Here is a 24,864-nt window from a genome sequence, read left to right as displayed (position 1 = left end):
CTCAACCCTGCCCGGCAGACCCGGTGTTTTCGGATACGGTGCCGGAGGAACCGGCGGGAGACGATGCTTGTGCGCTACCGCTATTCTGGCTCTCATCGGTGGTTTCCTCACTTTCCGAAGGATAGAGTTTTTCCAGCACCTTTTCCTGTGCGTCCAAAAACTTCTGCGCTGTTTCGGAGCTGCCGCGATATACAAGAGCGGCATGGAGCTTGCCGTTCTGTTCCAGATCGACAAGGAGCCGCGCCTGCTCCGGCGTGGCAAGGACCGTAATCGTGCTGGCAAGCTCCGAATCCTCTGAATCCTTGCTGTCCGTATCCGTCTGCTCCTGTACGTCCTGATCAACACCTTTGCTGTCGGTGGTTGCAATCACTTCCACGTACTGAAGCTCATCCGGTGTCTTGGTTTCCCGGCTTTCGCCCACGTCGCTGGCAATCAAGGAAATAATGTCGCCGCTTTCCAGCTTGCCGGAAAGCCCCGCCGCAAAGCTCTTGATGGTAATGGAAATCGCCCGGTTTTTTCCGTTCAGTCCGCTCAGATACTCGTTTTTCAGCATGGGCGTGTCGGAAAGCTTGCTTTTCAGAATGTAATCGCCTTTATACAGGTCCGCATTGGCATATTTGCCGATCACGTCATCCTTCTTGTACACCACATCGGGGGGCAGGTTGTAGCCGCCCGTCTCGACGGTGGTAATCATGCCCGCTGTTATCTGATCGCCTGCCTTGATTTCCGTGGCAACGCGCACCAGCTCCACCTTGGAGGTAAGCGCGTTATTGAACATGGGCGTCAGCCCAAAGCAGATAATCAGGGCCGTGATAATGCACAGAAGCCCGATCACAATGCGGTTTTTCAGTAAATTCTTCATTTTTGTTTTCATCCTTCCTATTCGTATTAAATTGATAAAAGCGCCAGAAAGCACCCGAACGCAAGGAACGGCGCAAGGGGCAGACTTTTTTGCCCCCTACAAAACACACGGTTCCAGAGCAGGGCGGCTGACAGTCCCCAAATCATCATCCATACGCCTCCGGTCACTCCGAGGGCAAAGCCGCTGGCCGCCATCAACTTCACATCCCCGCCGCCGATCTTTTCCGTTTTCAGGGCGGCAATCAGAAACGGCAGGGGCACAAGCAGAAACCCTAAAAGCGCAGGCAGAACCTGAAAGTCAATCAGTCCCGCCATGGCGATCAGCAGATGCAGGCTGTCCGGGATTTCTCGGGTTGCCAGATCGAACACCCCGGCAATCATCAGCAGTTGGCAGAGCAGGATACAACGGAGCGCCGTGGGAGTAAACCCGTACAGACAAAGAAAAGCCGCCGTCCCAGCTACGCTGAGAACGGCGGTTTTCGGAGCTGACCGTTTTATAAGTCTGCCTATGGCATTATCACACAAGCAGCCCGCGAAAAACGCAAGCAGCAGGCTGGCGGCATAGGCATCCGGAACGGCGGCATTCCAATCCATATCATTCCTCCATTTCTTTTACACGTTTGATTGCCTCCCGAATATCCAGCCCGTCAATTTCATTGCCGAGGCAGACCCAGCCGTCATACGTCTGCCTTGCAAACAGCTCCGCGCGGGGAACGTCCCCCATAAGCCGCTCAATGCGCCGCCGTACCTCATCCGGCTTTTTGCTGTGGGCTTCCACCGGCGTATCCACAATACAATGGATCGCTTTGGATACCCGTTTCGGGCTGCCTTTGGTGGCGATCAGGCACAGCTCCGGGTTGGCCCGTGTCCAAAAACCAAGCCCCCAAAACCATTTTTCTGTTTGTTTTTTGCACCGTTTTACCCAGCAGAAGCCGAGGGTTTTATAAGTAAAACCCCAGCGCCGGATTGCCTCCAGCCCTTCCAGCAGACAGGGAAAAGTGACCCACAGAAACAAAGCGCAGTCCGTGTCGGCAATTCCGGCTATATCCAGGCTGAAAATATCCTCTGCGCTCATGGTGCGGTAGTGGTTCTCGGCGCTGCGCCCCTGTCCTTTTTTGGAGTAGACCTTGTAAGCCCAGGGCGGATCTATATAGAGTGCGCCAAACCTCATAGGCCGCCTCCCGGCAGGTGCAGCCCGATTTCATAAACGATATTGACGGTGACGGCGTTCCCTGCCTGCCGGTAAAGCTGGGCGTCGCTGACCCCGGCGGCCCGGGCGCGTTCAAACAAATAATCGTCAAAGGCTTGCAGCCGTTCGTTTTGTTTAGTTTTCATGGTGTGCACGATATAATAACCTCATGATTACCATGGTTTTGTATCGTGTGCATACACGATACAAAAAAATATTGGTTGAAAAACCGCCGTTTTGTGATGTGCGGTGACAAAAATACAGCACAGGCCGAGGCCATATGCTGTATTCAATGTTGCGGAGATATGGAAATGTCATTTCAGAAAGCCAGGCAGCTTTGGTGGTGGTGCCGGGTTATCGCGCACAATTTTTCTGACCTGTTCAGCGATATCCTGCTCAGACCATTCATGCCCGTCTCCCGGTTCAGTACCAAACCGTTCAAGAATAATAGCCTCTTGCTCTTTGGTAAACACAATGTGTGTAGATTTTTCCCAAGCCCTCAGCTTTTTCTTGTTCAATATCATTTTCGCTCACCTCCTCCCTGAAGCTGCATTCCGCGCTGCATCAGGGAATGAAGCTCCCCTCGAAGCAACTCGCATTCAGAACGCAGTTCCTGCACAGTTTCGCGCAATTGCATGTTTGCAAGCTTAAGGTCGCTTTCGCGGCGCTTGGATTTTTCCAATTGCAGGAGTAGCTTCGCATATTGACTCTCCAGTGTCCCTTCGGGTATAGTCTTTGCAGGGCGATTATCTCTCCTGCTCGGAGCTGCTTAATATCCTTGGCGAACCATTCGCCTTTGCAGTTTGTCCCGTCACAGCCTTTTCTCACCTCCGGTTTACACATCATAAATGAATTAGAGCCTGCACCATTCCCATAAGGGCAGGGTGCAAGCTCATACATTGCCATATAGCTCTTGTTTGCGTATTTATCAATTTCGACATGCCCGACACAGGTATGTCCGCTTCTTTCGAGACCCCTACGGAATCCGCCGATTCCTGCAAAAAGGTCAAGAAATGTCAAGCAGTGATCCTCCTTTATTTCGTCCCCCATTCGTCCAGCATCCGATAGGGGTAAATTTGCTGGCTGTGCTGAAAGCGTATCATATCCCTGATTTGGTCTATCACGCTTTGGTTGTTCTGGTCCTTGGTACACATCATGACGGAACCGAAAATGCCGGAAAGAACCGCAACGACAGTCAGAGCCACGTTTCCCGAAATCAGCCACAGAAGGGCCGCAACCACACCGCCGAACAGGGAACCGACGATGCTCTGAAAAAGCTCCCGCTTTCCAAAACCGTTAAACAGTTCTTTCTCGGTTTTAACTCCGGTGGGAATATAAAGATCGATCTCCGTATTCACATTGGGACCTCCCTATGAACCGTAGTAGTAAAATACAATGTCTTTAATCTGCCAGATACACTCGGCTATCACGTAGAACAACACGGTGTTTTTCGCCCGTTTTTTATACTGCGCCTGTTCTTCCTCCGCGCCTTGCAGCCGGATCATGCAATAGACGAAACGGAACACCGCGCCCAAGCGGATGATGGAAATAACCGCCGTGGAAATATCATCAAGGGCTATCATCTTATCACCGCCTTTATTTGATCATGCCTTTTGCCATACCCACCAGCCGGACGGAATGGTAAATGTTATTGATCACGCCAGCCCCGCCGCCACCTGTCGGAACCATAAATTCACTGAGGAAGCGCGGCGTTTTGATGGCAAGCACGATACAGGCAATGCCCCAAAAGATATTCATGTTGATCCCTACATTCATCATCATTCCAACACCCAATTTACACAAACAGATTTGTACCACAACCGAAAGGGTTGACTGGAAAAACTTATTGATATAGGTCTTAAAAACACCCTTGTCGTTATCCAGCAAGCCCACGCAGGCAAGCGGCAGACCGATCCGCAGGATCATGATTTCGAGTCCCCGCATCAGGAACTGGAAGTACAGCACAAAGTAGCAGACCACAAAGACAAGGCCGAAGATGGCGGTTACCAGCCCAAGGGAGCCGATGCCGTTTACCCATGCCTGCCAGTCATAGTTTGTGGAAGTGCCGATGGCAGCCATCAGTTGATCGGTCAGGCTTTGGGTAATATCCGCCAGCCAGCCGTACATGACCGGGAAACAGACCGCTACGGCAATCGCCTCGATAAATCGAATAACGAGACCGGCCGGTTCCGCATCCGGATCACCGTCCGTCCACATGACGTAGCATTCAAACCCCTTTTTCAGAAACTTCAGGATGATCAGGGATACACCAAAGCCCAGCAGGATGTCAAACAGCGTTTCTACCATGCTTCCGCCTGCGGCGGCCGTCATGTACTGGTCGGCATTGAGCGTCATGGGCACAAGGCCGGTCAGCATTTGATCAATGTAGGCCACCGCGCCGTTTAACGCGGCGACAATCAGCAGTACAAGAATAGCTTCCAAAGCTCGCTTCACCTCCTTGCCCTGCGGGAGATCCCACAGGGCTGAATTCCACATTTTCTATTCCGTCTCATCCGCTTTATCCGCCTGCTTTTCGAAGGCATCTAACACGGCATCCTTGATCTTTTGGTGAAGCTCCGGGGTGATCGGGAAGCAAATATCCCGGTATTCCTCTTTTTTGTCCTTCCGGCTGGGCATAAACACACCGGGCCCTTTTTCACAGTCCACAATGCGGACTCCTGTAATCAGGAACTCCCCGTCCAGACAAACCGTCGCAATGGCTTTGAGCCTGCCTTTGTCGGTCAGAGTGGCAACAATTTTCGCTGTTACTTTCATGATGATTCATTCCTCCTGTTAACAAAAAAGGCAGCCCCGCGCCATGCTGTGCTGGTACGGGGCTGTATCAGATGTATTAACCTTCATAATTGAAAAGGTCTTTGACACGCTGGACCAGGGTTGGCAGCACGGTGTTGTTAAAAAGCGCATACAGACCTGCCAGGAGCAAAGCGCCAATCACAACGCTAATTAGTATTTTTAGTGCAGCATCCACAAATCCTTCACCACTATTTTGTGCAATAGTCCTATAAAACCTCCTTCTTGCTTCTCTGCTCCGGGTGGACGCGCTGATTGCCCGAGCGGTTACTTTTGCAGACACTTTATCCATGAGATTTTTCATAGTATTTGTTCTCCTTTTCATGATTGAGTTTTGATATAGAAAAAGCTGCGGGGTATTCCCGCAGCTACCAATGGGTTTTACAATTTACTGATAGTAGCCAATGATAAGGTTGAGAGTGGCGCTGCCCAGCACCGCGCCGATACAGGATACGATAGCAACCACAATGCGGTTGTTCCATTTTTTCTGATCCATTTCATCGGCCGCGCTCCTGCGGATGCAGAAATAGATAATCAGCAGACCGGCCACCACGGGGGCCAGAACCATGAGCCAGGTCGTGGCATCCTGAATGAGTTTTTGTGTTCCCGTAGCAATCTTGCTGCTCTGAATGCTTCCGGCCGCATATGCGGTCGTTGTGTCCTGGAGCATCAAAAAAGCGGTGAGCAACCCCATACTCACCGCTTTCCATTTGGCTTTGACATTTTTGACAAAGCGTTTAATCTTCTTCGTCATTTTGAGAGCCTCCTTTCCGAAACCCTTTTTCTGAAAATATTGCGCCCATCTGCGAAGCAAACGCCCGTGATTTCTGCTGAGCCTCTTTGAGCTGTAAGTCTTTTGCGTAGTAAACCCAAATGTTCCAAAGGGAAATCTCGTCAGCTATTTTGGACAGTACCGGCCTCGCCGCTTCTCTGACCTCGCGCACCTTGCGGTTATGCTCCTTGTCGCCCAGCCCGCACATTCGGTTAAAATGCCACTTTGAAAGGTCGGGTGCGTTCATCATGGCCGGATGGGAACGGCCAATCACGGTTTGTGCAGGGCGCTGAATCCTGCGGATTTCATCCGTGGTCAGCAATTCCCTCGCCACCAGGCTGATGCTATGGGAGCTGGAGGGGTTGACGTACCGCCCGTGCTGGCTGGAGAGCTGATAGGCACTGGTGGTATACTTGCCCAGCTTGTCGCAGACATCCTGTAAGGTTTCCTTATCGTCCGCTTGCAGGTAGACCCACGTCTGGCAGTTGGATTTAACAATGGCCGCTGTTTCTTTGTCGTATTTTTGGGTGAGCTGCTCAAAGGATTGCAGAAACAGATTGAACCGCATCCCGCGTCCGCCTGCCACGGTCAATTTATTTGTAAAATCGGTAAGTTTCGTAAAATTCCCGAACTCATCCAAAACAAAGTTGACCCGGCGTTCCAGCCTGCCGCCGCGCTGATCAGACTTCCGGACCAGCAATTCATAAAGCTGGGATACCATCAGGCTGGCAATGGGGTAGTACGTCGTTTTCTCGTCGGGAAGGATCATAAACAGCACCTGCTTTTTACTCCCGATCTCTGAAATGTTATAATCGCTTTTATGGGTGACAGAGTAAACTGAACGGCTGGTGAACAGCCGCAGAGTGGTCAGGGCGGAAGTATCAAAACTGCCCTTGGTGCGGCTTGGCGCAACCGCAGCTATGGACATCAGCGCCCTTGCCGGATGAGAGCTGGGCAGCTTTTTCATGTATTCGGCCATAGGCGTCTTGCCGCCCACGGATTTTGACATTTCTGCGATAAACCAGTACACATTGGTCAGGTTCTGATACTCAGGGCGCTTTTTGTTGTCCACCACCACGCAGAGAATCGCCGCCGCGATGGTGGATTTCTCGCCGTTTTCCCAAATCTTTTCATTGGAAACATTGTCACCCACAAGGATATTGGTAATATCCCAGGCATACATCTCCGCTCGTTCCATGTCGTTGCTGTTCACGGCGTCAATGACCGGCTGCAAAAGATTGTAGCGGGTACTTTTTTCGGGGTTTTTGAAGTCCAGGCAGATCACTTCATAGCCGAGCTTTTTTAAGAACTCCGCCGTATAGTGGAACAGCTCCGCCTTGGGGTCGCTGATCACCATACTTTCCGCGGCAAGCCCCAGCAAGCAGATGGACTGAATGACAAGGCAGCGGGTTTTCCCCGAGCGCGTGGCCCCGATAGTGAGGGTATGGGTATCATCAGAAATGTAATAGAGCTTTTCACGCGCCTCACCGGGGACGCTGCCGCCGATTCTATCCATCCCCACCACAATGCCGCCCTCATCAAACAGCTTATTTTGGTCGGCCTTTTCCTCTTTTCCTCCTTCCTTTGCTTTCTCCGCAGGGGGTACGACAGGCGCCTTTTGCGGCGGCTTTTGGGTTAATTGCGCAGCCGCAAGGTCATAATCCACGGCTTCAAAATCTTCATTCTGTTCGACAGCCTCCTTTTTTTCTTCCTGTTTTATAGAAACGGGCGGCGGAGCTGCGGGTTCCTCCTGAACTTTTTCCTCCGTATCCTGTCCGGTTTCCGTTTGTTCTCCCGGTTCCGCGGCCTGTTCCTTCTCTTTCATGAACGGCAGATCGTCATAGCCGGTGTCCAGCAGTTTTCGGATAACCGGGTTTTCCGGATCAATAACCTGTGTGCCGAACACCTTGCTTTTTTCCGGCTCCCGCAGCCAGCGGGCCGACCCATGCTGATACTGCCCGACCGGAGCAGGGGTGTAAATGTCCTCGGCTACACGCACAAGCTCGCTTTGATAGGGGCGGTTATTCTGCACCCAAAACAGGACGCAGCACAGGCACAGAAAGCCCTCGAAGGACAGAAACAACAGAAGCTGTTCGCGTTGAGTGAAAAGCCCCGCAATGCAATCCCACAAGGGAATCAGAGTCAGAGTAGTATGGTGGCGTGACAGCAGCCCATGCAGAGCGGCGGTGAAAAACAGGTTAAACACCGTACCAAGTCCGATGATCACAGAACCTAAAATGAGTTTCTCTTTTTTCTTCATCGGCAGAATTCACCTTCCTGTTCCACTTCCGGCAGCAGGGCGGCTTCGAACTCCGGATAAGTGTTCCGAACATACGTAAGGGCTTCCGGCCTTGCCACACCCCAAATATCACGTCTTCTTACATCCATCCGGTCGCGATCCACGGGATGACACAGATGGATCTCATCGCCGTGAATATCACTCGGCAAGTCAATAGGATCGAAAGTGACGAGCCAGATTTGGTTGTAGGGCGTGCGAAACTCCGGTTTCAGGTTTTCATGCCGGAGTACGACCAGTTGGTTTTCGTAGTTTTTTTGTCTATTCCCCCCAATACAGTCCGCTTTTGAAAGCAAATGGTTTTCGTCCGCGCTGATCGGATAGAGAGTGGGGATATGCGGATACTCGACAAAATAAATCGGAATGCCGTGTTCGGCCGCAAATGCAATTTCACCCCGCATCCCTTCACTGATTTTCTTCCCCATGCACCACAGCTCGTCGGATTTTTCCAGCAGGGCAAGGCCAAGTTTCAGGCCCTGCTCTCTTAGTTCCGGAACAGTGTCGTTGCACCACTGGCTGAAGATAATCTGTGGCGCGAGAGGCAGTACGTTTTGTTCACTGGCAAGTCGGCAGTATTCCACAGCGTTTTTTATATTGGTGTTGTAGTCCCCGCGCAGGGGGCTGGCGATATAGATCAGTTTCAAGCGATCACCTCGCAAACAAAAAAATACGCCCCACACCGGAAAAACTCCGATATGGGGCGTATTGGTATAAGTATCTTGTTTTCATTTCTCCATAAAGTAACGAAGCGCCCTTGCTTCTTATGGTTCAAAGCCAAAATCCTCGGCTTCTTCCCCGGAATCAGGGGACGCTCCGCTCGGCTACGGGTTCCTCTCGAGAACGGCTTTCCGGCTCCTGCGCCGCTCGGTCGAGCTGCTTTTGCAGGAACAGCCCGATGGGAGCCTCCACAGGCGGGATTTTCGCTTCTTCCTGCACCAGCTCATTATAGTAGGAAACGTAAAGCTTGAAATTCGAGTTCAGCGTTGAAAGCAGGCTGTCCTCCGATACGACCAGATCGTTTACTTCCCCATAGATTTGGCGCAACTCAAAGAGGGGGACTGCGGCGGTCGTCAGATCATAATACAGATATTCACCATCCCTCCTTCCAAACGCCTCGGCAACATCGGACATGAAATTGTCGGCAACCGATTCATGGACGGCAAAATAGTCCTCTCCGCCCGAATGGACCAGGTAAATACCGTTTCGCACCTGATGAAGTTGATCCGCGCCGTTTTCCGTCTGCTTTGGCGGCGCACATTCTCCGAAATAATCCGTAAGACTCAGTTTCCCGTCGCGCCGGAGTTCCGCCATCATATCTATAGCTTTCGTTTCCATACGTTTACAGGCTGCAACACGACGTTGAAGCATTTCATACATTGGGATGTCTTTGGTGTCCTCGCCATAGCAGAGCCAGTCACCGTCTTGTTCCGCCATGGACATGGCCTTTGGGGACAGCACTTCCTTCGCTTTGGATTTTGGAACCATGATGCCCTCATGCTCCAGACCGTTTTCATCTTTTGCCACAATCGCATAGATGTTCAGGGCAATTTCAAATGCAGTGTTGATGTTGCCCCAAATAGATTCGCCTGTTGGCTGGTTCACATAGATCACTCCTATCTTTTTTGATTATTATAGAGACTACAAAGGAAATAATACAACAATATATACGTATTATCAACAATTATAGTTATCTTATATTTTGTTGTACTATCAGACATAATAATAAGTATCGGAAAGGGGGATTAAGATGGATTTACCGGTTAAGTTTCAGACACTTCGGACACGCAAGAATTTTAGTGTCTATAAACTGTCAAAGGCAACCGATATATCGGAAAACTACATCCATAAAATTGAAAAAGGGCAGAGCCAGCCGTCCGTATTGGTATTGGAGAAGTTGCTTGGCTGCCTCGGCACAACAGTTTCGGAATTTTTCAACGAAAGCCCGGATGTACTGTATCCGACCACCAAGGAACGGGAGCTTGTGGAAACCTTCCGTGTTTTGAATGGAGAAAAAGCGGCGGCAGTCCTGCACATGGCAAAGTTGCTGGCTGAATAAGAAGTCTGCCGTGTTTTCACGGCAGCTTTTTATTCCCGTTCGATGCCGCGCTCCATGTTGCCTAAAATCCAGGAAAAGTCCAGCGCCTTTTCTCTTTTCTGTAATTCAGGAAGCAAATCCTCAATTTTGTCCACTAGGCGTTCTACCGAATTGAGGTCGTCCTGCGTCATATCGTTGTCAACCGTGCGCATTTTTACAAGACCGGCGTGGATCATTTTTAGGTCGGTTTCAGAGAATAATCGCTTTTCATCGATCAAGCCACTTCGCGTTGCAAAGCTTTCAAAGGCGGCTTCCTTGTTGTAAAAATACTGCCGCTGGATGGGGTTTTTGTTTTCGTCGCAGCGATAGGTGGACAGCACATACCCCAACAGGGGATGTTGCTTGCAGGCCAGCACCACCCCGTTATGCTCGTTGATTTTATAAAGGTTATTGCGCAGTTTGGTTGCGGTTTCCTCATCGAACGGCTTATCCGAACAGATCCCGCAGGCGACCGCCGTGGTTTTGGCAAGAGTCTGGACTCTGTCCATGAGTTTATCTTGTACCTCCACAAACGGGTTCTTCATGATCAGATCGTTCTTGGTAAAAAAGGCAATCAGCTTATCCTTGTGGTAGATGTCCGCTACATAATCGGGAGAGGTAGACGGCTGTACCGTAAAGCCCTTTTTTTGCAGCGCTTCAAAATAGCTCTGGTAAAATTCGGTTTTACTTTTCATGACGGACTCCTTTCCGTTTCATTCTCAAAATAATGGTGCGGGGTTAGGTCGGGCCGGGGCGGCAGGCTGTCCTCTATCTTTGCCATCAGTTCACGGATGCGGCTTTCCTCGCCGCTGTCGAGTTCGTTGTCCAGCATGACGCATCTGGCGCAGCAGGACACCAGCACGCGGAGTTCCTCATGGGAAAGGGCAAGCGGAGACGGGATTTTCAAGCCACTTCGCTCCATAAAGCTGTCCTGTGCCAGAACCGGATCGTAGAATACCTGTTCCCGGTAATACCTCCTGCTGTTATGCTTGGGCATGGTTTTCTGGCAGGTGACAAACTCATACCCGAACAATCCGGTGCGGCGGCAGAGCAGCACCGTTCCGGCGCTCTCAAACACCTTGCTATAGGAGCCGTTTGTCAGCACAGTCGTTTCCGTCCGTTCCATGTCGGCAAACGGCGGCTGGGTACAGCAGCCCTGGACCACACGGGTTTCCTCGGCCGCCTGCTCCAGCGTCCGTGCCTTGTCGCTCCCATAGGTTTCAAAAACAAGCTCCCCATCCTGTGTAATGACACAGAACAGGGAGTTTTCATCGTAAACCTCGGCGGCAATATCATTTTCCATGATGCTTTCAACCCGGAAGCCGTTCTGTTTCAGGCGTGCAAAAAAGTCCTCGAAAAATTCCTGTTTCGTTTTCATGAGATTTCCTCCTCATCAATGTTCATAGCCCTTATCCTGTAGTTTCAAAAACAGTTCCTTTTTGGCTTCCTTCGATAGATCGCCGCCGATGGCGTCCGTCAGATTCTCAAAACGGCGGTTGTTCTCGCGGCTCAACAAGGAGAGCATATCCAGCGCCTCCATCAGCATTTGCTCTGCATAATAGGAGCGTCGCGCAGCGTGGTATTCCTCAGAATGAAGTTCTGAATCCAGACGACCGAGAGTTTTCACCATGCCCAAAACGCGATTGGCGATGATTTTATCGGCTTCCCCGGCAAACCGGTCCCGAAGCTCTGAAAGATACTCGTCACTCCCGCCGTAGAGCAGCGCCATTTTCATTTTGCTTTCGATATAGTCCTCTTTTTGCTTTTGTAGGGCGGGGGTGCTTTTCAGCAGATAGGCAACCAGCTCGTCTACCAGTTCCTTGACGTTGGGCGGCAGGAGCTGGTAGGCAATGCGGCCGGTGGCTGGGAGCGCCGCTTTGATCCGAAATACCCGGTCGGCGGTTTCGCTTAGCACCTCATCGTCAAAATCAAAGCTTCCTGTAAGCTCTCTGTCCTCGTCGTAATCCTCCCGAAACCGCTTGTACCGACTCTTATCCAATCTGCGCAGATGCTGTTCAAATTCGTCCACCAGATCGTTGCTGATGCTCCGAAGTTCGGCGGCCGATTTGTTCTTCTGTTCTCCGAAAGCACGGATTTTATCAGCAAAGGTGTCCTTGATCAACTGCTTGCGGATGGCATTGGGAATAGCCGGAGGGATAAAGGGATTTCTGACCCGCGACGAGGTATCCCAAAACACCACATGGATATGGGGATGATTTTTTTCCTGATGCAACGCACACGCCCATTGTAAATTCTCACGCCGGATGTTGTTCTTTTCGGCAATGGTCATAATGTGATTTTCAATGTATCGCTGCCATGCCTTCTGATCCGTCAGATTCAGTTCAGCGGCGGTCTGCTCGTCGAAGGAAATCACGCCGCGGTACATGGTGATGTGCTTCTTGGAATTCGTATACACCAGCCTCGCCACGTCGCGCCAGTCCTGAAATTCGGTAACCAGGCCGGGGGTAAGTTTCCCAAACAGTCCATGATTCATGCCTTCGTTTTTGGCGACCCGTGGACGTGTGGCTATATACCTCACATGCGCGTAGTTCCTGCTGGCCGTGCTTTTGTAATTGGGATTTTTGAAGCGCTGCTTATAGACTAAGATAGAAATAGGCCGTCACCCCCAGCCATCCGTTACCGCTCCCAATCCTCATTTCCATTCTCCGGCTGTTCGTATTCCTCGTCCTCGGCGGCCTGACACGCAAGCGTGTAGTTTTCCATGGTGGTCCGGTAGCGCCTTGTTTCCTCCAGAATATACTTCATACCGGTCGCCTTGCTTGGCGGCAGCGTTTCATACTGCTGGTAGAAACGATACCTGTCTGTCTGCGGTTCCGCTTTCGGTTCCAGCATATCCAGAAATTCATCATACCCATACGGGCAGGCTCGGTCGATCTCCTGACAGGCGAGGTTGACACCGGAGAGAGTGTCGCTGTCCCGAAGCTTCGACAAAACCAGCTCGCCAATTGGCTTACTGGATGCCAGCCTGACTTCGATCCGCTCCGTGCCTCGGGCCGGAAGCTCTGCCGCCGGGGTGCGGATGCCGATGCTTCCCAGATGTCCGGACAGGTCATAAAGGCTGCACGGAAACTCCACCACCAGCGTACCGTTCTGATAGCGGATCACTCCTGTAATCATCACTCCATCACCTCGCTGTCCATTGTTTCATCGGCCGACTCCTGTTTCATATCCTCAATCATGGCGCTCTGGAACTGCTCAAACTGCTGGTAAACACGCTTGCTTTGCTGATATTGGCTTGTATCCAGTTTCATTTTTGCCTGCCCATCCCGATCTTTCTGAATCACGACCTCAACCTCGCCCACGGCGATGTAAAAAGCATTGCAGACCTGCTCCATATAGGGGTAGCCCAGCCGGGAAATGTCAAAGGGAGTGACGCTGCACTTGCTGGTCCAGGAAAACAGGTTGTGCGCAACGTCAATGACCTGACAGGTGCGCTCGTCAAAACCACGGGCAGCCCGTTTCAGGCCGGTGAAACGGATGCCGTCATGATCTATATACCGTGCCGCAATTTTGCACACTTCCGGATCATAGGAGAGCAAATAAAAAGCCGCATGATAGGAAGAATCGAGGTTATCCGCTCTCCCTGTTAATGCGGCCAGTTTGGTATATCTGTTTGCTTGTGTCATCATTCAATACTCCTGTTCCGCCTCATGCTCAAAGCTGAAAAAGTCGCTTTGAATGGGGTCAATGCCGTATTCCTCGTCCAACTCGTCGGTGTACTGCTCAATGATGGCGAGTTCGTCCTCGTCGGGGTATTCGCTTTCCCCGGTTCCAAGGGAATAGGAATACTCGCTGACATTAACTTCGGTATCGTCGGCGCCCTCCATAAATTCCCGATAGTGATCGTTTTCCTCCAGACTGTCGCGGTCGCAGATTCCCGGCATATGAAAACAGGTATAGCCGAAGTCGGTTCGGACCTCCACCACGGAATAGGTCAGACTGCGTTGGTCAAGTCTCAGCTTTTCCATCTCGGTCTTAGCCTTGGCTCCCGTGATTTCCTCGTAGGCTTCACCGGCTTCGGGAAACTCTGCGAGGGAAATCGGCTCTGTGATCTGCATGTCCTCGTAGGTTTGCACAAAGCCGTATTTGAGCTTATTGAAATTGACTTCCTCATTTTTGAAATCCCTTTGAAATTTCCGCCATGCGTCCTCGCCGCTGCCATCATACTCCATGTCTCCGGCTTTGATCTTCGCGGCAAGCATGGCGTAAAGCATGGTTTCATCGGTGGTGACACCTAAAACGCGCATACTGTCTGTGCCTGCCCATGCGTCGCAGGCCGACAGAATATAAATGTTTGCTGCCATATCGTTCCTCCTGTTCTGATTTGTTTTTTCCCGGAAGGTAATTTGTTCCGAGATCCGTCGCATAAGGCCGTCGCCAAGTGTTTCCCGCCATTCACCCTCAATGGTGCCGTCCTCGCTGATCCAGAAAAAAGCGCAATTGCCGTCTGTCATTTTTTCGGTCTGTGCCTGCGAAAAATATAAGGAGTGGTGAAAATCCGCGGCCTGTGCTTGCTGATAGCTGTGTACTTCCTCGATTTCACCGTCATGAAGATTCACGGAACCGCTCCAAAAGAGCACTCCGTTAAAAAGGGCCTGATTCTCCATTGGACACCTCCGTATCGTTTATGACCCGACTCTACAACTTACCCGCAAGACGGCGCAGATTGTCTGTGTCTTGCAGGAAGCTGTTGATTTGAAAATCCTTTTTCTGCATGTAGTCCACGCCCAGCGTGATCGCTTCGTTCAACATCTGGTCAAACTGGTCCTCCGTTCCCTCATTGGCCACGTTCATCAGGACCTTAATCAAGAGGAAAAATGCGGCGGCATCAATCTTGCCGGACTTCATGTGCATTTTGGCAATGCGGTTTGCCTGCTGCTCCACCACAGCCTTGATGTCCTCGATATGGTAGACCGCCATCAGCTCTTGCCGGATAATCCCGGCAATAAAATCTATGTCCTGCCGGTAGCCCTCTACGGAAAGCCCTTTTTCCACAAACTGCCGCACCAGCTCCGAAGTGGTTGTGTTGTTCTTGGCTGCAAGGGTATCCAGCGTTTTTAAGGTTTCCGGCGAAAAATTGATCGAGCGCTTCAGGCTTTTCTCAGGCATAAAAGCCTCCTTTCCATGGAGTTCCGTAAAGAACCCCGCTATATGGTTGGGAACCCCGTTACAGGCTTTGCCTGTAAGCTGTTTTTCTGGCGGGTGGAACCCGCCTATTCCTGCCTTAACTCCAAAATCTGAGATTTTGGCATTAAGTTGCCCCTGCCGATGAGCGGCAGGGGCTTGGTCGCTTCGCTCCCTGAAAAGCGAAAACAGAAGTATTTCTGTGGTTTTTTTAGGTCCGTATGTGGTAAAATATCTTTGCTGAAATGATGATTTTTGAAGGGGCGGAGAGCATGAAGGACAGAACCTATATCGCAATCGACCTCAAATCCTTCTATGCGTCTGTTGAGTGCGTCGAGCGGCAGCTTGACCCGCTGACCACCAACCTTGTTGTCGCTGATGCAAGCCGCACCGAAAAAACCATCTGTCTCGCCGTTTCCCCCTCCCTCAAAGCATATGGCATCCCCGGCAGAGCGAGGCTGTTTGAGGTCGTGCAGAAGGTCAAGGAAGTAAATGCGGCACGACTGCGCAAAGCACCGGGACGAGCCTTTTCTGGAGCTTCCTGCAACGATACCGAATTGAAATCCTCACCGGGCCTCTCGCTGGACTACATTGTCGCTACGCCGAGGATGGCCTATTATATAGAGTACAGCACGCGGATTTACAACATCTATTTGAAGTACATCGCACCCGAAGATATTCATGTTTACTCCGTTGACGAGGTGTTTATTGATGCCACCGCCTATCTGAACACCTACAATCTTTCAGCCCGTGAGCTTGCTACAAAAATGATTCTGGATGTACTCAAAACAACCGGCATTACAGCAACGGCGGGAATTGGAACAAACCTGTACCTAAGCAAGATCGCTATGGATATTCAGGCGAAGCACATACCGGCTGATAACAACGGTATGCGGATTGCCGAGCTGGACGAAATGAGCTACCGTCGCTTGCTATGGTCACACCGGCCTTTAACAGACTTTTGGCGCGTAGGAAAAGGATATGCCAAGAAGCTGGAGGAATGCGGCCTCTTTACGATGGGAGATATTGCAAGATGCTCTCTCGGTAAACCTACCGATTCCTACAACGAGGAATTACTGTATAAGCTGTTTGGCGTCAACGCTGAGCTGCTGATCGATCACGCATGGGGGTGGGAACCCTGTACGATTGCTGACATTAAAGCGTATAGGCCGAGTACAAATAGTATCGGATCGGGGCAGGTACTGCAATCTGCCTATACCTTTGATAAAGCCAAGTTGATCACACGGGAAATGACCGATCTGCTGGTACTCGATTTGGTAGATAAAAAACTTGTGACCGACCAGCTTACCTTGACGGTCGGATATGATATTGAAAATCTGACGAACCCGCGGATAAGGGCCGCCTATCACGGCGCAATCACCACGGACCACTACGGGCGCGCCGTTCCGAAATCCGCGCATGGCTCGGCAAATCTTGGAAGGCATACTTCCTCAACAAAGGTAATCCTGGATGCCGTCACGGAGCTGTTTGAACGCATCGTTGACAAAAACCTCCTGATCAGAAGACTCAACATCACGGCAAATCATGTTGTCGATGAAGCAACTGTTCAAAAGACGGACAACTTTGAACAGCTTGATTTTTTTACAGATTTCGCGGCTACGCAGGCCAAAAAAGAAGAGGAAGAAGCCGAGCTTGCACGAGAAAAAAGGATGCAGCAGGCAATGATCAAGATAAAAAAGAAACACGGCAAGAACGCCATACTCAAGGGTATGAATCTGGAGGAAGGCGCTACCACAGTAGAACGGAACAGGCAGATTGGAGGACATAAAGCATAATGGGAAAATATGACAACATCATCAATCTGCCTCACCATGTCTCTGCAACGCGCCCTCATATGGCCGCTATTGACCGGGCGGCGCAGTTTGCCCCCTTCGCGGCGCTGACCGGTTATGAGGGTGCGGTCAAAGAAACCGCAAGGCTGACGGACGAGAGAATAGAACTGGACGAATATGCGCAGGGAGCTTTGAGCGATAGGCTGCAAATCATAGCAGACCGAATGAAAGAGCACCCCAAAATCGCAATCACCTATTTTCAGCCGGATGCGAAGAAGAAGGGCGGCGCCTATATCACTGCTGCCGGTACGGTTAAAAAGATAGACGAATATGAACGGGTTGTCGTTATGACCGATGCCACGGTGATTCCTCTTGACGAAATAATCAGCATAGAGGGACAGATATTTGAATCTATGGCGTTTCATTCGTTGGATGAATGAATAGCGATAATTGGAACAAAAAAGGGAGGCACCGTTTACAGTGCCTCCCGTCCTTATAATATTTAGTTACCGTTCCCAATCTTCGTCCTCTTCGTCTGTTCCGCTGTATGCCGTATTTTCCGACACGTCTTTGCTCAAATCGTCCACAGGGAACAGCGTGACGCGGGAATTGACGATCTCCGCCAGCATTTCCACCCGTCTGCGGAGTGCGGAACATAAAGCGTCCCGGCGCGTCTCGTCAATGAACAGGGAACCGTTCAGAATTTCATGAAATTCTTCGTCAATGTCCTTTAGTGCCGAAAAATCAAGCCAATCAAAGGACGTCACCAGCTTGATTTGCTCATTATGGTCAGCTTTGAAGGGCTTGCACGGCACTTTTGTACAGGGGGGAAATAAACGCCTGTGGCTTAGAAAACCAAAGGGAAGATCCGCTGTCGAAGATCGGGGCGGTTCCAACCCATTCCAGCGTTTCCGCGTTTCTCACTGCCCCGAAATTGGTTTGGTGCCGGTCCTCGTTGGCAATGATGTAATCCAAAACCATCATCCGGTCGAGGGAATTCCTTACGCCGGGGATTCCAAGCGTCTTACAGCAGTCAATATAGTGTTGATATACGGAAACATGGTTCGGCTTTTGCCGTGTATGCATGATGTACCATGCCGGAATCAACTCGGTCTGCGGGGTAATAAAGTCCTCGCATACACTGTACGGATAGTCCTCCTGCAGCATCAGAGTATAGGCAGCATGGGGTATTGAAAGGCGGTCCATAATGCGGCTCGCCAGGACCTCATTGTATGGCTCCTGCTGGGTGGCGCCGCTGCCGCCTTTGATCAGGCATCGTTTCCCATCAAGGATAGCCCATTTCTTTTTCAGCCAGCCGTCCGAGGTATTGTCGGGAGACATCAAGCTGATTTTATTACTGGACGAGCCCTTACCGAGCAGTATATTTCCAATATCATCGGAAAAGGTGTTGTCAAAAAAGTTCACGTTCCGCCACTCAATTCCTGAGTTGTGGGGGCAAATCCAATATTGATCTGATAAGCTAAGTCCCAGACACTTGTCCAGGAGTTGTTGTGTTGTGGCAACATTTAATTCCATCAGTGCATGGCGGATTCCGTCACGGCTTGCCGGAATCGCTCGGCCTTGCCACCACTCGTTCAGGGTCGCCCGGTCGATTTTTCCCTTTTTAACAGAGATACCGACGGGTACATGCGCATCATCATGAACGGAACCTACGGCGGAGATGGAGCCGGAAGCAGTATCAAGCTCCAGGTCGGCAACAGACACGTTTTTGTGCATCAGGACATATTGATGATGCAGTTTGTCAGCCATCTTCACCAACTCCTTCTCTTTAATTATATTATTATACCGAATTTACGCCACGAATTCAATGCCATTCTGCACAGGCTCTTATAATTACAGGGGCATTGGAACGAACCAATGCTCCTAAGAATGAGGTTATTCCTCTGATTCCTTTTTCTCCGTAAGCTTTTTTACCAGATCGGCGGGAGTAAGCCCTGACTCTTTCGCCGCCTCCAAAAGCTGACGAATATCTTCCTGTTCCTTCTCTTCCAGAAGCTGTTTTTTCTTTTCCTGAAGCTCCTGAATTTTCAGATCAATTTCCGAAATCTGATCTTCAATTGATTTACGAACCCCGCGTGGCATACACGTCATTCCTTCCATAATTTAATATTCATACTATACCTATTTTCACCTACAAAAGCAAGCATTAATCATATCTGGCTCTAAGAATTCATATGTTAAAGGACAACATATTAACATGAGTTATGTTTATAAGAGAAATCTCGCAGAGCTGTCTTATAAAGGCATTGATAAAGAGGGAAAATTTAGAATTGATTGATCGACAATTTATGTATATAATAGAAAAAAAAGACTACATAGCCATTAGCAGCGAGTGGAAAAAACGAATAAGCAACTCAATAATGTTAAACCGTTGGTCCTTTTAATTTTCTTAGTGTGGACGAAGCCAATAACAGAAAGTGGTAGAAAATGAATAAAAAAATGTCATTATCCATTGCGTTTGTAGGAATCACCCTTTTATTTCTTATGACTGGATGTCAATCCTCAAAAAGTTCAGTGGGGAATCCGCCAGTCTCAATGAAAACCGTTACACAAAACAGTAAAGAAGATCTTGCAACTTTCGAATTTCGTGTACCGGAGGGGTGGACCTCCGGCCCGGAAGATAATTTAGCCGTTATTGCGTGTCCTAAGGATGCAGTTGAGAAAAAGTTTGAAACAACAGAAGATTCTTTGCCTTTTACCATAGGTATTGCAAATTACTATTACCCAGCATTGGCGATATCTGAAGAAGACAAGCAAATGTATAAGGACTTATTTGCTGGAAAGACCAGCGCCTACGAAGAGCATATGAAGCAGTCATTTTCCAATGCAGCAAGTATGTTAAACTCTGAATCATCGAATGAGGTGAATACACCAAAAGTTGATTTTAAGTATCAACACTATAACGGCACTTATGGCAAAATAACAGAGGTTCAATATTCCTATACTTACAACGGTAAAAAGACCAACATAATACAATGTTATCGAGAAGACATTCCTTATTTGATTACTGGGGCTTTTGATGATTCTATTGGTTTATCTTCTGGAAAAATTGCGCTCTGGGTTGCCGATTCTTTAAAAGTGACAGAACATTTCACCGTAAAAGATAATGTAATACAAAAGGAGGGCTGAGAACAGCCCTCCTTTTGTATGCGAATCTTTACGGTCTCGGAATCATAATATCAAACAGGGCAGCTTTATCTTCCGGACACTGGCTTACAGGACTAAGCAGCGGTAGAATATTTATTCGATCGACTTCTTCATGCGAGAGCCCTTGCGTTACAACTATTTCAATTTTCTCCGAATCATACATTTTGGCATACTCATACATTTTCCCACCATCACCAAGGAAAATGTATGAAACGTACTTATCTCCCTTTCTTTGCTTATCGATTGTATATTCCAAATCGTACTGATAACCATCGTCCGGTGTCACGCCTTTGTATCTCCCATATTGCTCCTTTGCCATATCATCGACGGCCTTTTCCCAAATGGCTGCATCCCACGCATCGGTACCTGACCAGATACTGTGCAAGGATTTCAGGGATACACGAATTCCATAAAAAGTCCAATTATCAAATAATTCGCTGTATTTTGATTCGCCGCACCGGACTACCGCTTTCTTCTGCCCCGTAGTGGGGTCTTTATAATAATCAATATCTATATATAAAGACTCCCAACTGTCCGCGAATGATGTAATACCACCCATAATAATAGCCATTAGATTACCGATTGGAGGATGACTCTCTGTTTTGCTTATAGTATCATCGAACTCTAATCCAGAAATAAACTTTCCGACGTTAAAATTTAATTTTTGTAAATAGGTGGGTTTCATTTCGGCCTCATTTATTTCTTCCTCAAAAGGAAGTTCATAGTATTGCTTTCCGTTTTCGTATACTTTAATTGGATAAATCTCTTTTGTAACAGGGTTTTCAACTGCTCCGTATTGATATGCCGGCGGAGAAAGCGGATCCGCGGGTTCCTTTTCTACAATCACGATGGCTTGGCTGAACAGCCCTTCATAAGCAACTTCCACGGACGATTTACTGTAATACTTCAGGGCCTGTGTTTGCAAGGGATCGTTGAAAATATAATTGTTATCATCATATCCCACAAGCAACAGACAGTGCTCCGGAGCTACCCATTGAATTGTTTTTCCGTTGAAAGTCCACGTGGAGCTGATATATGGCGGATTCATATACATCGTAGCCCACATAATCACCGGAATGTCTTTGTCTATATACTGAGAACACAGCACTTCCAAGGATATGTCACTCAATACATTAGCCGTATAATTCTTACCAGACAAAGCACTATCCGATGCTTTTTTAATAACAGGGGCATAACATCCATATGAGTTCGACGACCTAGGGTTTCCGCCAAATGTGACATTAGGGTCAAACGGTATGCCGGACATGTCCAGATAGGTATCAATAAATTCATCCACTGAGATATCGATTCCTGCATAATTAAGTGCCATGACAGTAGTAACGCTTTCGCATCCAGTAGGATATTTGCCTAATTGTGAGATAAACGGCGCCTGAATAATTTTGTAATTTCCTGTTGGCGCCGTAGGTGCTATATTTATACTATTTTCTTCAAAGACTCGGATCTCAATGCCACTGATATTTTTGCCCGCAATACCAGCATAATAACTGCCCGTGTCCAGTATTCCGCCCAAATTGTATTTGCTTTGTACGCTCCGCATCCATTCGGGATCGGCATTACTTACCCAAGACAGCCAGCTTCCGTCCACATAGGCTCTAAACATTACAACTACGCCAGTTGTAAGTTTTACACCGTCATTTCTATAGACGTGAAGCCCTAACCTCTGAATAGGCTTCCCTGCTGAACCTGCATAATCGTTTCCTGTACTATTAACTTCAGGATAATAGGAAGACTGGCCGGAATTCCATGTTTGATACTTTATATAATATTCTTTATTGGGGTCGGTCTGTATTTTGATTCCATCAATATGTTCTGCCATCACACTTTTATCAAAGGAATGCCAGTTCGAGGTACTATTGAACATATAGCTTAGGGACGGTGCTGCTTCGGTTCCCGGCAAGTTCTCAATCGGCGTGGAGTCTGTATCGCCTACAAAGGTCCGAATCTCGATACCGCTAATATTTTTACCCGATACACCTGCAAAGGAAGCATCTAAGTCCAATGTCCCCCCCAAGTTATACTGGATTTGAACACTTTGCATCCATTCTGGGTCAGCATTGCTTACCCAAGGAAGCCAACTTCCCTCAACCAAAGCCCTGTACATTACAACAACGCCGGAAGTTAGTTTTGTCCCATCTGTGTTATATGCGTGAATACTCAACTGTTGAATTGGTTCTCCGGCTGTACCAGCATAATCATTTCCGGCACTTAAAACTTCAGGGTAATATGTACCGCGGCCAGCATTCAATGTTTTATAAAGCAGGTAGAAAGGCAGGCTTGAATCCGTTTGGATTCGGATTCCATCAATATGTGATGCGGTGATGCTTTTACTGAAATCGTTCCAATTATCATCACTGTCAGCCATGTAACTCAATGACAGGTTAAGCTCATCGCCTGAAAAATCATCTGTCCCAGCATTCATGGAATCATCTTCAAAAATACGAATTTCAACACCACTGAGGTCTTTATCTGACATCCCCGCAAATGAACCGCTTGTATCCAGAGTACTCCCCAAACTATATTTGCTTTGTACGCTTCGCATCCATTCGGGGTCTGCATTGCTTACCCAAGGCAGCCATTCTCCATTTACATAGGCGCGATACATAACGATGACTTCGGAAGTCAATTTTGTACCGTCATTTTTATATGCCTGAATGTTTAGCCTTTGAATTGCTTTCCCGGCTGAACCCGCGTAATCATTGTCGGTGCTCTTGATTGCGGGATAATAAGAGGTTTGCCCGGAATTCCATGTTTTGTATAAGAGATAGTATGATTTGTTTGTGCTTGTTTGTATTTTGATTCCATCGATGTGATCTGCCACTGTGCTTCGCTCAAAAGAATTCCAATCTGAGGTGCTGTCAACCATATAACTTAAGGATGCGGTTGCCTCCCCTCCGGAAAAATCCCCGATTGCCCCTTCTTCTTCATAAACACGAATTTCAATACCGCTGATGTTTTTCCCTGATTCACCTGCATAAGAAGCATTGGTGTCCAGGGTACCGTCTAAATTATATTCGTTTTGTACATTTCTCATCCAATCAGGGTCAGCGTTGCTTACCCAAGGGAGCCATTCTCCATCCACACAGGCTCGATACATCACAACGATACCTGTTGTCAGTTTTGTGCCATCGTTATTATAGGCCTGTATCTGCAACTGTTGGATAGGCTTTCCGGATGATCCGGCATAATCGTTTACATTACTTTTTACATAGGGATAATAATCCGTTCTCCCCTGGTTCCATGTCCGATATTGTAAATAATAAGAACTGTTTGAGCTTGTCTGGATTTTAATGCCATCCATAGAACTTTGTACCTGGTCATTAAAGGTTTTCCAAGTTCCGTTGCTTAAGTAGGAAAGCTGGACATCAGATGTTTCTTCTGACGCGATTGTGAGCTTTTGATCCATTTAGTTACCTCCTATAAATTGTCGGCATAAATTCGATTGACCGCTGTTTGGTTTCCAAACAAATTGATCCCCCTTTCACTTATCCCGTAAAAGTCAAAAGAAGTTGCCCTGAAAAGGGCAACTTCTTCAAAATATGCGACAATTATTTGAGATATGTATCCGCGTAAGCATTATAGACAGTTTTTTAACTCAACATCCTGATGAGGCATTTCTGTTCTTCCTGCTACTGCTTATCTCATCGCTCTATTTCATCCTCGGAGACCTGCAATGCATTGGTTTGAGCCATAGTCTTTCGAAGTTCGGTCAAATCCTTGTTGAAGTCCTTGGTATTGGGCGTCAGTATCATAGTTTTATAGCCCAAACCCGCATAGGTTTCAGCGGAAATCTCCGCCTGAATCTGCCCGTGGTTGTGGGGTGTCCCGTCTTTTAAAACCCCGTTCATGTCGTTATCATAACAGAAAACAATCTCTGTGATTTCAGGATGAAGCTGAAGGTATCGGTACAGCGCCTTATCCGACAGGCAGCCCTCGGCCACCCGGTGATCCTGCCGCCAGTCAATGCCGTAAATCTTGCAAAGGGTGCCATGGCTCATGGCGTCAATAGGAGCCTCAAAGTCGTAAACCCGATTGGAGCGCCCCTCCATGCAGAAGCCATACGTCTTATCTGAGTTCTCTACATCCTGCCGGAAGTGACTGTTCGCACTTGGAGCGCGCAGGGAGCAGTAACGGGGTTTTCCGGTTTCGTCGTATCCCACAAAGGTGCAATTGTGAAAAGAATAGACACGGCCATCCTTTTCCACTTGTGTTCTGGCCCCATAAACTTTTCCATCGCGGATCATGGCATCGACGATCTCCCTGTCGATGCCGCGTATTTCGGTGAGATAGGTGATGGTGCGGTCAAAGCTCTTGTCTTTGGGTGGCAGGATCAGTTCTCCCTTTGGCTCTTTCTCTGAGGGATGAAAACTCAGCCTCGCATAATCCTCTGAGTGGTCATACGCACGGCAGCCCAAAATCATTTCAATTGCCTGCGTCTTGGTAGGAAGCTCAAAATAATCTTTGGCGAAGTCAATGATGTTCCCCTTGCTCTCTTTGGAAAACCAATAATACCCCCGCCCGTGATTGAAGATGTACAGCCCGCCACAGCCATTGGGAAGCCCTTTGACGTGCATAGTAGCCCGGTCGCCTTTTTCAAGCTGTAAACCGTTGCTGAGAGCGAAGTCGATAATGCTGGTGGCAAAGACCTGCTTCAACTGTGCCTCGGTAAACGGCATCGGCCTTGGCGTCCTTCGCATACAATCACCTCCAACAAAAACCGTCCTGCGATCAGGACAG

The 24,864-nt window shown here is 48.8% G+C and carries 31 protein-coding genes; 4 read left to right on the top strand and 27 right to left on the bottom strand.

What is annotated here, in order from left to right:
• Position 1 precedes the first annotated feature (1 nt).
• The 15 genes from cpaB to HCR03_RS08425 all read right to left on the bottom strand — a co-directional run bounded on the left by cpaB (position 2) and on the right by HCR03_RS08425 (position 9,531).
• Positions 2–862: a Flp pilus assembly protein CpaB gene (cpaB, locus tag HCR03_RS08495; protein WP_187037649.1), complete on the bottom strand. Its 861-nt coding sequence runs from the start codon at positions 860–862 to the stop codon at positions 2–4.
• 26 nt (positions 863–888) lie between these two features.
• On the bottom strand, positions 889–1,455 hold the full coding sequence (locus tag HCR03_RS08490) for a prepilin peptidase (RefSeq protein ID WP_187037647.1): 567 nt from the start codon (positions 1,453–1,455) through the stop codon (positions 889–891).
• A 1-nt stretch (position 1,456) separates the two neighbouring features.
• Entirely contained in the window at positions 1,457–2,032 is a 576-nt protein-coding gene (locus HCR03_RS08485) for an MT-A70 family methyltransferase (RefSeq protein WP_187037645.1), read from the bottom strand.
• A complete protein-coding gene (locus tag HCR03_RS08480) occupies positions 2,029–2,196 on the bottom strand; it encodes a DNA cytosine methyltransferase (protein WP_187038068.1) in 168 nt (55 codons plus the stop codon). The genes HCR03_RS08485 and HCR03_RS08480 overlap by 4 nt, the downstream gene beginning before the upstream one ends.
• Positions 2,197–2,364: 168 nt before the next feature.
• Positions 2,365–2,574, bottom strand: a complete 210-nt coding sequence (locus tag HCR03_RS08475; RefSeq protein WP_187037643.1) for a hypothetical protein — start codon at positions 2,572–2,574, stop codon at positions 2,365–2,367.
• Between the two features lie 40 nt (positions 2,575–2,614).
• On the bottom strand, positions 2,615–3,100 hold the full coding sequence (locus tag HCR03_RS20535; RefSeq protein WP_187037641.1) for a DNA cytosine methyltransferase: 486 nt from the start codon (positions 3,098–3,100) through the stop codon (positions 2,615–2,617).
• Positions 3,085–3,408 carry a hypothetical protein gene (locus tag HCR03_RS08465; RefSeq protein ID WP_187037639.1) on the bottom strand — a complete coding sequence of 108 codons (324 nt, stop codon included), beginning with the start codon at positions 3,406–3,408 and terminating at the stop codon, positions 3,085–3,087. Before HCR03_RS08465 ends, HCR03_RS20535 begins: the two co-directional genes overlap by 16 nt.
• A gap of 12 nt (positions 3,409–3,420) precedes the next feature.
• The gene (locus HCR03_RS08460; protein WP_187037636.1) at positions 3,421–3,633 is read right to left on the bottom strand and encodes a mercury transporter; all 213 of its coding nucleotides are present in this window, start codon (positions 3,631–3,633) and stop codon (positions 3,421–3,423) included.
• A 13-nt stretch (positions 3,634–3,646) separates the two neighbouring features.
• Entirely contained in the window at positions 3,647–4,492 is an 846-nt protein-coding gene (locus tag HCR03_RS08455) for a conjugal transfer protein TrbL family protein (protein ID WP_187037634.1), read from the bottom strand.
• A 57-nt stretch (positions 4,493–4,549) separates the two neighbouring features.
• On the bottom strand, positions 4,550–4,825 hold the full coding sequence (locus HCR03_RS08450) for a SpoVG family protein (protein WP_187037632.1): 276 nt from the start codon (positions 4,823–4,825) through the stop codon (positions 4,550–4,552).
• A gap of 76 nt (positions 4,826–4,901) precedes the next feature.
• Complete coding sequence (locus HCR03_RS08445; RefSeq protein WP_187037630.1) at positions 4,902–5,165, bottom strand: DUF6133 family protein; 264 nt, start codon at positions 5,163–5,165, stop codon at positions 4,902–4,904.
• An 84-nt stretch (positions 5,166–5,249) separates the two neighbouring features.
• Positions 5,250–5,555, bottom strand: coding sequence for an Mbov_0395 family pilin-like conjugal transfer protein (locus HCR03_RS08440; RefSeq protein WP_407926860.1), 306 nt, complete (start codon positions 5,553–5,555; stop codon positions 5,250–5,252).
• A 43-nt stretch (positions 5,556–5,598) separates the two neighbouring features.
• Positions 5,599–7,893, bottom strand: a complete 2,295-nt coding sequence (locus HCR03_RS08435; RefSeq protein WP_187037625.1) for a VirD4-like conjugal transfer protein, CD1115 family — start codon at positions 7,891–7,893, stop codon at positions 5,599–5,601.
• Positions 7,890–8,573 (bottom strand): DUF7768 domain-containing protein, encoded by a 684-nt coding sequence (locus HCR03_RS08430; RefSeq protein ID WP_187037623.1) that lies wholly within the window; start codon positions 8,571–8,573, stop codon positions 7,890–7,892. The genes HCR03_RS08435 and HCR03_RS08430 overlap by 4 nt, the downstream gene beginning before the upstream one ends.
• Before the next feature lie 157 nt (positions 8,574–8,730).
• A complete protein-coding gene (locus HCR03_RS08425) occupies positions 8,731–9,531 on the bottom strand; it encodes a hypothetical protein (protein WP_187037621.1) in 801 nt (266 codons plus the stop codon).
• A gap of 145 nt (positions 9,532–9,676) precedes the next feature.
• Between HCR03_RS08425 and HCR03_RS08420 the strand changes: the two genes are divergently transcribed.
• Positions 9,677–9,985 (top strand): helix-turn-helix domain-containing protein, encoded by a 309-nt coding sequence (locus tag HCR03_RS08420; RefSeq protein ID WP_187037619.1) that lies wholly within the window; start codon positions 9,677–9,679, stop codon positions 9,983–9,985.
• A gap of 29 nt (positions 9,986–10,014) precedes the next feature.
• On the opposite strand, the gene HCR03_RS08415 is transcribed toward HCR03_RS08420, so the two are convergent.
• The 7 genes from HCR03_RS08415 to HCR03_RS08385 all read right to left on the bottom strand — a co-directional run bounded on the left by HCR03_RS08415 (position 10,015) and on the right by HCR03_RS08385 (position 15,133).
• Entirely contained in the window at positions 10,015–10,698 is a 684-nt protein-coding gene (locus HCR03_RS08415; protein ID WP_187037617.1) for a hypothetical protein, read from the bottom strand.
• A complete protein-coding gene (locus HCR03_RS08410) occupies positions 10,695–11,381 on the bottom strand; it encodes a hypothetical protein (protein WP_187037615.1) in 687 nt (228 codons plus the stop codon). The genes HCR03_RS08415 and HCR03_RS08410 overlap by 4 nt, the downstream gene beginning before the upstream one ends.
• A 15-nt stretch (positions 11,382–11,396) precedes the next feature.
• A complete protein-coding gene (mobP3, locus tag HCR03_RS08405; protein WP_228725159.1) occupies positions 11,397–12,542 on the bottom strand; it encodes a MobP3 family relaxase in 1,146 nt (381 codons plus the stop codon).
• Positions 12,543–12,640: 98 nt separating this feature from the next.
• On the bottom strand, positions 12,641–13,144 hold the full coding sequence (locus HCR03_RS08400) for a hypothetical protein (protein WP_187037613.1): 504 nt from the start codon (positions 13,142–13,144) through the stop codon (positions 12,641–12,643).
• On the bottom strand, positions 13,141–13,653 hold the full coding sequence (locus HCR03_RS08395) for a hypothetical protein (RefSeq protein ID WP_187037611.1): 513 nt from the start codon (positions 13,651–13,653) through the stop codon (positions 13,141–13,143). Before HCR03_RS08395 ends, HCR03_RS08400 begins: the two co-directional genes overlap by 4 nt.
• Complete coding sequence (locus tag HCR03_RS08390; protein WP_187037609.1) at positions 13,654–14,631, bottom strand: hypothetical protein; 978 nt, start codon at positions 14,629–14,631, stop codon at positions 13,654–13,656. It abuts the gene before it with no gap.
• Positions 14,632–14,662: 31 nt separating this feature from the next.
• A complete protein-coding gene (locus tag HCR03_RS08385) occupies positions 14,663–15,133 on the bottom strand; it encodes a ribbon-helix-helix domain-containing protein (protein WP_187037607.1) in 471 nt (156 codons plus the stop codon).
• A gap of 287 nt (positions 15,134–15,420) precedes the next feature.
• Between HCR03_RS08385 and HCR03_RS08380 the strand changes: the two genes are divergently transcribed.
• Positions 15,421–16,944: a Y-family DNA polymerase gene (locus HCR03_RS08380; protein WP_187037605.1), complete on the top strand. Its 1,524-nt coding sequence runs from the start codon at positions 15,421–15,423 to the stop codon at positions 16,942–16,944.
• Positions 16,944–17,381, top strand: a complete 438-nt coding sequence (locus tag HCR03_RS08375) for a hypothetical protein (protein ID WP_407926847.1) — start codon at positions 16,944–16,946, stop codon at positions 17,379–17,381. Before HCR03_RS08380 ends, HCR03_RS08375 begins: the two co-directional genes overlap by 1 nt.
• 66 nt (positions 17,382–17,447) lie before the next feature.
• On the opposite strand, the gene HCR03_RS19770 is transcribed toward HCR03_RS08375, so the two are convergent.
• From HCR03_RS19770 to HCR03_RS08365, 3 genes are all read right to left on the bottom strand, one after another.
• Positions 17,448–17,708, bottom strand: a complete 261-nt coding sequence (locus HCR03_RS19770) for a hypothetical protein (RefSeq protein WP_228725158.1) — start codon at positions 17,706–17,708, stop codon at positions 17,448–17,450.
• A gap of 22 nt (positions 17,709–17,730) precedes the next feature.
• The gene (locus HCR03_RS08370; RefSeq protein ID WP_228725157.1) at positions 17,731–18,711 is read right to left on the bottom strand and encodes a HipA domain-containing protein; all 981 of its coding nucleotides are present in this window, start codon (positions 18,709–18,711) and stop codon (positions 17,731–17,733) included.
• Positions 18,712–18,837: 126 nt separating this feature from the next.
• A complete protein-coding gene (locus HCR03_RS08365; RefSeq protein WP_187037604.1) occupies positions 18,838–19,044 on the bottom strand; it encodes a hypothetical protein in 207 nt (68 codons plus the stop codon).
• Between the two features lie 345 nt (positions 19,045–19,389).
• Between HCR03_RS08365 and HCR03_RS08360 the strand changes: the two genes are divergently transcribed.
• A complete protein-coding gene (locus HCR03_RS08360) occupies positions 19,390–20,091 on the top strand; it encodes a hypothetical protein (protein WP_187037601.1) in 702 nt (233 codons plus the stop codon).
• 28 nt (positions 20,092–20,119) lie between these two features.
• Here HCR03_RS08360 and HCR03_RS08355 read toward each other — a convergent pair whose 3' ends face one another.
• Positions 20,120–23,533: a C39 family peptidase gene (locus HCR03_RS08355; protein ID WP_187037599.1), complete on the bottom strand. Its 3,414-nt coding sequence runs from the start codon at positions 23,531–23,533 to the stop codon at positions 20,120–20,122.
• 235 nt (positions 23,534–23,768) lie between these two features.
• Positions 23,769–24,824: a DUF3991 and TOPRIM domain-containing protein gene (locus HCR03_RS08350; protein WP_187037597.1), complete on the bottom strand. Its 1,056-nt coding sequence runs from the start codon at positions 24,822–24,824 to the stop codon at positions 23,769–23,771.
• Positions 24,825–24,864: the final 40 nt, after the last annotated feature.

This window comes from Caproicibacter fermentans (assembly GCF_014303955.1).
GTDB classification, from domain to species: Bacteria; Bacillota; Clostridia; order Oscillospirales; family Acutalibacteraceae; genus Caproicibacter; species Caproicibacter fermentans.
The sequence above is the reverse complement of the archived record's forward strand: the minus strand, read 5'-3'. Positions and strand labels throughout refer to the sequence as shown.

What these genes read in the sequence shown, in the direction of transcription:
- cpaB (WP_187037649.1), bottom strand. Translation starts at nt 862, where the DNA reads ATGAAGAATTTACTGAAAAACCGCATTGTGATCGGGCTTCTGTGCATT.
- HCR03_RS08490 (WP_187037647.1), bottom strand. Translation starts at nt 1,455, where the DNA reads ATGGATTGGAATGCCGCCGTTCCGGATGCCTATGCCGCCAGCCTGCTG.
- HCR03_RS08485 (WP_187037645.1), bottom strand. Translation starts at nt 2,032, where the DNA reads ATGAGGTTTGGCGCACTCTATATAGATCCGCCCTGGGCTTACAAGGTC.
- HCR03_RS08480 (WP_187038068.1), bottom strand. Translation starts at nt 2,196, where the DNA reads ATGAAAACTAAACAAAACGAACGGCTGCAAGCCTTTGACGATTATTTG.
- HCR03_RS08475 (WP_187037643.1), bottom strand. Translation starts at nt 2,574, where the DNA reads ATGATATTGAACAAGAAAAAGCTGAGGGCTTGGGAAAAATCTACACAC.
- HCR03_RS20535 (WP_187037641.1), bottom strand. Translation starts at nt 3,100, where the DNA reads ATGGGGGACGAAATAAAGGAGGATCACTGCTTGACATTTCTTGACCTT.
- HCR03_RS08460 (WP_187037636.1), bottom strand. Translation starts at nt 3,633, where the DNA reads ATGATAGCCCTTGATGATATTTCCACGGCGGTTATTTCCATCATCCGC.
- HCR03_RS08450 (WP_187037632.1), bottom strand. Translation starts at nt 4,825, where the DNA reads ATGAAAGTAACAGCGAAAATTGTTGCCACTCTGACCGACAAAGGCAGG.
- HCR03_RS08445 (WP_187037630.1), bottom strand. Translation starts at nt 5,165, where the DNA reads ATGAAAAATCTCATGGATAAAGTGTCTGCAAAAGTAACCGCTCGGGCA.
- HCR03_RS08440 (WP_407926860.1), bottom strand. Translation starts at nt 5,555, where the DNA reads ATGGGGTTGCTCACCGCTTTTTTGATGCTCCAGGACACAACGACCGCA.
- HCR03_RS08435 (WP_187037625.1), bottom strand. Translation starts at nt 7,893, where the DNA reads ATGAAGAAAAAAGAGAAACTCATTTTAGGTTCTGTGATCATCGGACTT.
- HCR03_RS08420 (WP_187037619.1), top strand. Translation starts at nt 9,677, where the DNA reads ATGGATTTACCGGTTAAGTTTCAGACACTTCGGACACGCAAGAATTTT.
- HCR03_RS08415 (WP_187037617.1), bottom strand. Translation starts at nt 10,698, where the DNA reads ATGAAAAGTAAAACCGAATTTTACCAGAGCTATTTTGAAGCGCTGCAA.
- HCR03_RS08410 (WP_187037615.1), bottom strand. Translation starts at nt 11,381, where the DNA reads ATGAAAACGAAACAGGAATTTTTCGAGGACTTTTTTGCACGCCTGAAA.
- HCR03_RS08395 (WP_187037611.1), bottom strand. Translation starts at nt 13,653, where the DNA reads ATGATGACACAAGCAAACAGATATACCAAACTGGCCGCATTAACAGGG.
- HCR03_RS08390 (WP_187037609.1), bottom strand. Translation starts at nt 14,631, where the DNA reads ATGGAGAATCAGGCCCTTTTTAACGGAGTGCTCTTTTGGAGCGGTTCC.
- HCR03_RS08385 (WP_187037607.1), bottom strand. Translation starts at nt 15,133, where the DNA reads ATGCCTGAGAAAAGCCTGAAGCGCTCGATCAATTTTTCGCCGGAAACC.
- HCR03_RS08380 (WP_187037605.1), top strand. Translation starts at nt 15,421, where the DNA reads ATGAAGGACAGAACCTATATCGCAATCGACCTCAAATCCTTCTATGCG.
- HCR03_RS08375 (WP_407926847.1), top strand. Translation starts at nt 16,944, where the DNA reads ATGGGAAAATATGACAACATCATCAATCTGCCTCACCATGTCTCTGCA.
- HCR03_RS08370 (WP_228725157.1), bottom strand. Translation starts at nt 18,711, where the DNA reads ATGGCTGACAAACTGCATCATCAATATGTCCTGATGCACAAAAACGTG.
- HCR03_RS08365 (WP_187037604.1), bottom strand. Translation starts at nt 19,044, where the DNA reads ATGCCACGCGGGGTTCGTAAATCAATTGAAGATCAGATTTCGGAAATT.
- HCR03_RS08360 (WP_187037601.1), top strand. Translation starts at nt 19,390, where the DNA reads ATGAATAAAAAAATGTCATTATCCATTGCGTTTGTAGGAATCACCCTT.
- HCR03_RS08355 (WP_187037599.1), bottom strand. Translation starts at nt 23,533, where the DNA reads ATGGATCAAAAGCTCACAATCGCGTCAGAAGAAACATCTGATGTCCAG.
- HCR03_RS08350 (WP_187037597.1), bottom strand. Translation starts at nt 24,824, where the DNA reads ATGCGAAGGACGCCAAGGCCGATGCCGTTTACCGAGGCACAGTTGAAG.